Source organism: Arthrobacter bambusae (assembly GCF_030812595.1).
Classification (GTDB): domain Bacteria; phylum Actinomycetota; class Actinomycetes; order Actinomycetales; family Micrococcaceae; genus Arthrobacter; species Arthrobacter bambusae_B.
In genome coordinates, this window is record NZ_JAUSSZ010000007.1 from 225,199 (window position 1) to 233,223 (window position 8,025).

At 64.1% G+C, this 8,025-nt stretch carries 7 protein-coding genes; 5 read left to right on the top strand and 2 right to left on the bottom strand.

Going from position 1 to position 8,025, the window contains the following annotated elements; translation table 11 throughout:
• Positions 1 to 90: 90 nt before the first annotated feature.
• The gene (locus J2S96_RS11780; RefSeq protein WP_306863383.1) at positions 91 to 828 is read left to right on the top strand and encodes a maleylpyruvate isomerase family mycothiol-dependent enzyme; all 738 of its coding nucleotides are present in this window, start codon (positions 91 to 93) and stop codon (positions 826 to 828) included.
• Here J2S96_RS11780 and J2S96_RS11785 read toward each other — a convergent pair.
• A complete protein-coding gene (locus J2S96_RS11785; RefSeq protein WP_306863385.1) occupies positions 734 to 2,308 on the bottom strand; it encodes a DNA-3-methyladenine glycosylase 2 family protein in 1,575 nt (524 codons plus the stop codon). The genes J2S96_RS11780 and J2S96_RS11785 overlap by 95 nt on opposite strands.
• A gap of 99 nt (positions 2,309 to 2,407) precedes the next feature.
• Here J2S96_RS11785 and J2S96_RS11790 point away from each other — a divergent pair, with 99 nt between their 5' ends.
• The gene (locus J2S96_RS11790) at positions 2,408 to 3,064 is read left to right on the top strand and encodes a DNA-3-methyladenine glycosylase (protein WP_370873091.1); all 657 of its coding nucleotides are present in this window, start codon (positions 2,408 to 2,410) and stop codon (positions 3,062 to 3,064) included.
• A gap of 18 nt (positions 3,065 to 3,082) precedes the next feature.
• On the opposite strand, the gene J2S96_RS11795 is transcribed toward J2S96_RS11790, so the two are convergent.
• Positions 3,083 to 3,718, bottom strand: coding sequence for a GNAT family N-acetyltransferase (locus tag J2S96_RS11795; RefSeq protein ID WP_306863392.1), 636 nt, complete (start codon positions 3,716 to 3,718; stop codon positions 3,083 to 3,085).
• 158 nt (positions 3,719 to 3,876) lie between these two features.
• Between J2S96_RS11795 and J2S96_RS11800 the strand changes: the two genes are divergently transcribed.
• The 3 genes from J2S96_RS11800 to J2S96_RS11810 form a co-directional block, all read left to right on the top strand.
• Positions 3,877 to 6,105 (top strand): AAA family ATPase, encoded by a 2,229-nt coding sequence (locus J2S96_RS11800; RefSeq protein ID WP_306863395.1) that lies wholly within the window; start codon positions 3,877 to 3,879, stop codon positions 6,103 to 6,105.
• A gap of 44 nt (positions 6,106 to 6,149) precedes the next feature.
• Positions 6,150 to 7,460: a tyrosine--tRNA ligase gene (tyrS, locus tag J2S96_RS11805; protein WP_306863396.1), complete on the top strand. Its 1,311-nt coding sequence runs from the start codon at positions 6,150 to 6,152 to the stop codon at positions 7,458 to 7,460.
• A 379-nt stretch (positions 7,461 to 7,839) separates the two neighbouring features.
• Positions 7,840 to 8,025 (top strand): hypothetical protein (locus J2S96_RS11810; RefSeq protein ID WP_306863399.1); only part of this gene is annotated, 186 nt, incomplete at its 3' end.

An 8,025-nucleotide genomic window follows, 5' to 3' on the forward strand; every position in this document is an offset into this window, starting at 1 on the left:
ATTTCGCGGCAATGTTTTTCGTGAGCATCGCCGTGAAATGCCAACTCGTTTGCGTTAAGCGCGGTTAACCCTGTCGGATATCATGGCGCTATGACCGAGATCACTACCCCAGCACTTCTTGCCGAGCTCCACAAAGCAGCCGGCACTGTGACCGGCGTCGTCGCCAATCTCGACGACGCCGATGTCTCAGCTCCCTCCGAACTGCCCGGGTGGACCCGGGGCCACGTGCTGGCTCACATTGCAGGCATCGCGAACGCGATGGCCAGGCAACTGGAATACGCTGTGCGCGGCGAGACCATCGAACTCTACGACGGCGGCTACGAGGGCCGGACCAAGGCCATTGAGTTGGCTGCGAGCCACAGCATTGCTGAGCACCGTGAAGCGACGGAAGCTGCGATCGCCCGGGTGCTGAGGGCTTTCGACGGACTCGTCGAGTCCGGCTGGAACGCCCGGATCACCTTCCGGAATGGAACGGTGTTCGACGGCGGCCTGGCACTCTGGCGCGAGTTGGTCATCCACGTCACGGATCTGGGAATCGGTCGTGGCCCGGAGGTCTGGAGCCGGCAATTCTGCGAGCACCTCTTCGATTTCCTCTCGGCACGCGTGCCGGCCGAGCAGAAATTCGTGCTTCAGCCACTTGGCCTCCCGCAGGTGGTTATCGGCACGGGCCGGCAGTCCGTTGCCATCAACGGCATGATCACGGATATCGCTGCCTGGCTCGCCGGGCGCACGCCTACCCTGGGGAGCCTGCGGGCTTCTGCCGACGCGGATGGCGTTGATTTGCCGGAACTCCTGCCGTGGCCATCGAGCGTTCCGGCGGCGCACTAACGCGGCGTTTGCTTGCCGCTGCCCGCCACAGGTGCATCGTTGCGTAGGAGCGCCACGGGCTCACGTTGCGGAAGTCGGCAGGCAGGCCTTCCGCGGCCGCCAGGCTCTTGAGGCCGTTCCGGACCGCTGCGTCGTTGCCGAGGAAAACATCCGGATCGCCGGTGACCCTCATCCCAACATAGCCCACTGTCCAAGGCCCGACGCCGGGCAGCGGCAATAGCTTCCCGGCCAGCGTCCGTGGGTCGTCGCCATAGTCGAAGTCGAGCTCCCCGCCGGCCATGGCCCCCGCCGCGGCCAGCACCGAATCTATGCGGCGCCGTGGGCCCCTCAGCAATTCCCGGCCTGAGCGGGCGATTTCCTCGGATGTCGGGAACAAGCGGTCCAAGCCCGGCCCGTTTCCGGCCTGCCCTTGTGGTTGGGCGGCGGGCAGTCGCGTTCCGGCGTCGGAAAGTTGGGTCAAAGCCGTGCGGGCGGCCGCCACCGTGATTTGTTGGCCGATCATTGCCCGGATCAGTAGTTCCTGGGGATCCACGGCGCCCGGCACCCTGATCCCGGGGGTATCGCGGACCGATGGGCCGATCCTGGCGTCGGTGGCCAGCGCCTCGTCCACGGCCACGGGATCGGCGTCGAGATCGAACAATCGCCGCACCCGGCTCAACAGCACGGGAAGATCGTGGAGATCCACGGTACTGATGGCGAGGGTCAGCGCGCCGCCGCGTGCCCCGGCGTCGTACTCCACCGTGAACACGGCATTGCCGCGGGGCAAGCGGAGGGTTCGTGAATAGCTCCTTGCGCTCGCCAGTTCGACTCCGGGAACCGCGCGGGCCGCGAGGAAATCGAAAATCCCCGTATCGAAAGGCTCCCGGTACGGGAGGTTCAGGGTCAGGGAGGTAGCCTCGCCGGGCCCGCCTTGATGGCCAGTAGGCTTCGCGGTGGCCCGGAGGGCAGAAGGAGTCAGGGCGAAGATTTCGTTGATGGTGTCGTTGAACTGGCGGACACTGTTGAATCCGGCAGCGAACGCCACATCAGAGAGCTTCATCGCGGTGGAGACCAAGAGAGTCCTGGCGGTTTGCGCACGGCTGGCCCGGGCCAAGGACAGCGGTCCGGCGCCGAGCTCATGGCTGAGGATCCTATTGAGCTGCCGGGAGGAGTAACCCAGCCTGGTGGCAAGTCCTTGGACGCCCACCCGGGAGAGCGCGCCGTCGTTGATGAGCCGCATTGCCCGGCCGGCGACGTCCGAGCGGAGGTTCCACGCCGGCGTGCCCGGAACCGCCTCCGGGAGGCAGCGTTTGCACGCCCTGTACCCGGCCTCGTGCGCCGCTGCCGAGGTTTCGTAGAACGTCACGTTTTCGGCCTTGGGCGTGCGTGCCGGGCACGACGGCCGGCAGTAGATACCCGTCGACCGGACTGCGGTGAAGAACTGGCCGTCGAACCGGGGATCCCGCGCATCGATGGCTCGGTAGCGTTGCCAAAAGTCCATGACTTCATCCTTTCAGCATCGGCAGGCGCTTCCTAGCGGAAATCGGACATTGCTGGAACGGTCCGGTTGACGGATTTTTGCTAGGGTCTGGGCATGACAATGCAGGGTGCATCCCCGGAGGCCATCCGCGCCATTCTTTCCGCAGATCCGCGCGACGTCGCCCCTTTGCTCCTTGGCGCCGTGCTGAGCCACCGGACTCCTGAGGGCACGGTGTCCGTCAGGATCAGCGAGGTGGAAGCGTATCTGGGCCCGCGGGGATCGGCCCAACCCGATCCCGGCTCCCATACCTTTGGCGGCCCCACCGCCCGGAACGCACCCATGTTCGGCCCGGCAGGCCACCTGTACGTGTACTTCACGTATGGCATGCACCATTGCGCCAATATCGTCTGCGGTCCCGACGGCGTTGCGTCCGCGCTGCTGTTGCGGGCAGGGGAAGTGGTGGCCGGTCAAGCCCTGGCACAGTCCCGCCGTCCGGCGTCGAGATCGCTGACCGACCTCGCCAGCGGACCGGCCCGGCTAGCCTCCGCTTTGGGGTTGACCACGGCGGACAGCGGCCGGGATGCCTTGGCCGAACCGTTCAGCCTCGAACTCCCGGCCACCCCGGTGGCGGCATCGGCCGTTGTAAGCGGGGTCCGGGTAGGAGTATCGGGCGACGGCGGTTCCGCCGACTACCCGTGGCGGTTTTGGCTTGACGGGGACCCTACGGTGTCCCGGTACAAGCCGGGACGTAGCCGCTCCGTCGGGAAGCCTTTGTAGGAGCCTCGCAGGCGGCCTTCACGCGGCGTGTTCGGTCCGGGTCGGTTCGGCCACATACGCACAGAGGTTGTCCGGCACTTCGAAGGGCGCCAGGCGGCCAAGCAACGACTCGCGCACGTTGGGCCATTCATCGCGCAGGATCGAAAAGACTGCGGTGTCGCAGCGGCTCCCGTCAGGAGCGAAACGGTGCCCGCGCAGCGTGCCCTCATAGCTGGCGCCGAGCCGCTGAATGGCCGAGGCGCTGCGCGTATTTCGGGCATCGCAGCGGAAGGCAACCCTGTGGACGTCCAGTACGTCGAAGGAATAGGCCAGAAGCAGTTGCTTCGCGGCCGGATTGACGTGGCTACCCCAGAAGGGACGCCCATAAAAAGTGCCGCCGATTTCCAGTCGCTGCTGCCGGGGACTGTACTCGCACAGGGACGTCGTTCCGAGCAGCGCTCCGGTCCGCTGCTCGACGACGGCGAACGGTATGGTCGCCGGATCCTCGAGGCGGGCTGCGAAGAGTTCGGCCAATTCCGTGCCGCTCAAGGGTTGCTTTGCGGCCATGCCGGACCACATCCCGGAGTCCACAAAATCGAAGAGTGGACCGGCATGTGCGGGGGCGAGGGGAACCAGGCTGATGCCGTGTCGGGTAAGGGCAACGTCGTGCTGCATTGCAGCATTGAAGCACCACCGGGGGCTGATGAAAAAGCTCTGGAGGTTAGCGCCGGGTGAACATTGTGTGACGCACCGGTGCGGGGGCAGTTTCACACACGTCAAGCAAAACCGCTGTAGAATGGACGGTCTGTCTTTTTCGATAGGGGAACGTTTCGATGCACGACGCTGATTTGATCCACGAGCGGGAGTACGTGGCCGGTCTCTACTCGCGCTTGGACGAGCTGCGGGAGGAAAAGCGCCAACAGCTGGCGCAGGTCCGGCGCGCCGGAGCGGTGGGCACCATGCAGAACGTTTCCGAAAGGGACGCCTTCGCCGCACTGTACGAGGACCGCCTTGCCCAGCTCGACGCCGTCGACGACCGCCTCGTGTTCGGGCGCCTTGACCTGGACAGCGGGGAGGCGCAGTACATCGGCCGCATCGGGCTCTCCACGGCGGATCTTCAGCGGCTTATGGTCGACTGGCGCGCCCCGGAAGCCGGCCACTTCTACCAGGCGACTGCCTTCGACCGGCAGGGCGTCCGGCGTCGTCGCCACCTGATCCTGCAGGGCCGCGAGGTCAAGGCGATCGAAGACGATGTCCTGGATGCCAGCATGCTGGCGGACAGCGCCTCACTCCAGGGTGAGGGCGCACTCCTTGCCGCCCTGAACTCCAAGCGCACCGGACGCATGTCGGATATCGTCGGCACCATCCAGTCCGAGCAGGACCGGATCATCCGGTCCTCCATATCGGGTGCCCTGGTTGTCCAAGGCGGCCCCGGTACCGGCAAGACGGCGGTTGCGCTCCACCGCGCCGCCTACCTGCTTTACACCCACCGTGACCGTCTGAAGTCCGCGGGCGTCCTGCTCGTCGGGCCGTCGTCGTCGTTCATGCACTACATCGAGCGGGTCCTGCCTTCCCTCGGCGAGACCGGCGTCGTCATGGCGAGCCTGGGCCGCCTCATGCCCGGCATCCATGCCGTACCGGAAGCGGATCCTGATGTCGCGGCGCTCAAGGGCAAGCTGAACATGGTGGACGTCATTGCCAATGCCGTGGCCAACCGGCAGCGCACTCCCGCAGAGGACCGCATCCTCGAGGTCGATTCCCGCAAGCTGACCTTGTCCGTGCGGCAGGTCCGCCGTGCGCGGGACAGGGCGCGCGCCACCGGCAAGCCGCACAATGAAGCACGGGTGACGTTCGTGAAGATCCTGCTGCGCGAACTCACCGAGCAGCTGACAGAGATCGTCGAAGAATCGAACATCGGCAACAATGCCGACCGTTCCTACCTCGCCGAAGACGTCCGCTCGGCTCGCGACGTCAGGATAGTCCTGAACCTGTGCTGGATGCCCATGACACCCGAGAAGCTCGTCTCCGAACTCTTCAGCAAGCCAGCAATCCTGGAAGCCTGCACTCCGCACCTCACTCCGGCGGAGCGTGCCCTCCTGCTCCGCCCCGCGGATGCCCCGTGGACCGAAGCCGATGTTCCGCTGCTCGACGAGGCCGCAGAGCTCCTGGGCGAACTCGATCCTGCCGCCGGCAGGGGATTGGCGCAGCAAGAGCACGACCGTGCCCGCGACATCGCCAACGCCAAGCAGACGCTGGTCAACATGGAAGCCATGGGCGTCGACGTGTTGATGACGGCCGAGGAACTGGCGGACCAGAACCAGGAGCGCGAAACGCGGCTGACTGCGGCAGAACGGGCCACGAGCGACCGTTCGTGGGCGTTCGGGCACATCGTGGTGGACGAAGCCCAGGAACTCTCGCCCATGCAGTGGCGGCTTCTGGTCCGCCGCTGTCCGCTGAAGTCCTTCACGATCGTGGGCGATATCGCCCAGACGAGTTCCTCGGCCGGCGCGAATTCCTGGCAAAGTGCCCTCGCGCCGTCGTTCGGGGACCGCTGGCAGCTCGAAGAACTCACCGTCAACTACCGCACCCCCTCGCAGATCGCCGAAGCGGCCGTCCGCATGGCGAACAGGGCAGGGCTGGTTGTCTCGGCTCCCAAGGCCGTCCGCGAAGGCAAATGGTCGCCCATCGTGGATCGCGTGGACGAAGCGGGGATAGTGGACCGCTTGGTTGAGATCCTTCCGGAGGAACTGGAAGCGATCGACGGCGGCCTCCTCGCCGTGATCGCCGACGGCGAGCTGCTGCCCCAGGCCGCAGCCGCCCTCCGAAGCGTCTACGGCCACCGCGTGGGCACGGGAGCAGGGAGTTACTCCCAGGACATCGTGGTCATCAGCCCCAAGGAGGCCAAGGGCCTGGAGTTCGATGGCGTCGTGGTCCTTGAACCTGCCGCCATGCTGAATCACGAACACCGGAAGGTGGGCGATCTTTACGTCGCCATGACCCGTCCGACGCAGCGGCTGCGCCTCATCACTGCCGCGCCGTTGCCTGCGGGTATCGAGCGCTGAGCACTGCGAGCAAGCTGAAGCGCAATCCTGCTAACTTAGATCCCGTGTCACACGTAAACAACCTCGAGTCCCAGCACAACGACCCGGGCTTTGCCAATATCTGGCAAGAGCTCAAATGGCGTGGCCTTATCCACGTTTCCACGGATGAAACGGAATTGGAAAAGCTGCTCGCCGGGGACCCGATCACGTATTACTGTGGCTTCGACCCGACGGCCCCGTCCCTGCACCTTGGCAACCTTGTCCAGCTCCTGCTCATGCGGCGCCTGCAGTTGGCCGGCCACAAGCCGCTCGGCCTGGTGGGCGGCTCCACCGGCCTGATCGGCGATCCGCGCCCGACGGCGGAACGCACCTTGAACACCAAGGACACCGTCTCGGAGTGGGTTGGCTACCTTCAGGCCCAGGTCCGCCGCTTCCTCAGCTTCGAAGGGGACAATGCCGCACGCATGGTGAACAACCTTGACTGGACCGCACCGCTGAGTGCCATCGATTTCCTGCGCGAAATCGGCAAGCACTTCCGTGTGGGTACGATGCTGCGCAAGGATGCTGTTGCCTCCCGCCTGAGCTCCGATGAGGGCATCAGCTACACCGAGTTCAGCTACCAGATCCTGCAGGGCATGGACTACCTCCAGCTCAACCGCGACTACGGTTGCGTGCTGCAGACCGGCGGCTCGGACCAGTGGGGCAACCTGACCAGCGGCACGGAGCTCATCCGCAAGGTCGACGGTAAGACTGTCCACGCCTTGGGCACACCCCTCATCACCAACTCGGACGGCACCAAGTTCGGTAAGAGCGAAGGCAACGCCATTTGGCTCGACGCCCACATGTGCAGCCCGTACGCCTTCTACCAGTTCTGGCTCAACACTGCGGATGCCGACGTCGTTGACCGCCTCAAGGTCTTCACTTTCCTTAGCCGTGCCGAGATCGAGGAACTCGCGGCAGCCGTCGCCGAGCGTCCGTTCGCACGCGAAGGGCAGCGCCGGCTCGCCTACGAAGTCACGTCGCTGGTTCACGGAGTCGATGCGACGGAGAAGGTGATTGCTGCTTCGGCTGCGCTGTTCGGCAATGGCGACCTGTCGGTTCTGGACGAAGTGACCTTGGCGTCCGCAACGGCCGAGCTGCCGTCTGCCTCGATCGGCGTAGATGGCCTGGGCATTGTCGACCTCCTGGTTGCCTCCGGACTCTCCGAGAGCAAGTCCGCTGCTCGACGAACGGTGGGGGAGGGCGGCGCCTACGTGAACAACAGCAAGGTGACAGACCCCGACGCCGTCATCGACCAGGCGGAACTGCTTCACGGCCGGTACCTGCTGCTGCGCCGTGGGAAGAAGAACCTGGCGACTGTCCAAGTGACGGCCTAGCGCCTTCCTGGCTCCTATCGCACGGACTGTTGCACGCTCCTCCGAGGCCGACTTGCGCGGCTCCGGGGGAGCGTGTATCGTTTTCTGAGTCGCTGCCGCTGAAGCGGATAAATTGCGACAAAATCCCATTGAAGGTGAATAATCCGATTTAGACGAAAGTCGGGAAATCGGATAATTTATCGACTCTTTGGGGGAATTCGATCCGCCTGGGTGAATTTCCGGAGAAATCCTGGATTTGCAAAGTGGAAATGAATGAAATAAAGTTGAAACATCGCAGCGATGAAATGCGGAACATTGAATTTGTTCCGGTAAGTAATCGGATTGTGTCTGTTGTTTGAGAACTCAATAGTGTGCCAAGTTTGTTGATACCGATTTTTTGTTGAATTGGTTGAATTTTTGCTGGATTGCTGCGCACCCCCGTGTGTGGTGGTCTGGTTTTCAGCTGGTTTCAGATTTTGTGCAGCTGTTTCTGCCGTTATTTCCGGTGGGGATGGTTGTGTTCGTTTTTGTTTTTACTTCAACGGAGAGTTTGATCCTGGCTCAGGATGAACGCTGGCGGCGTGCT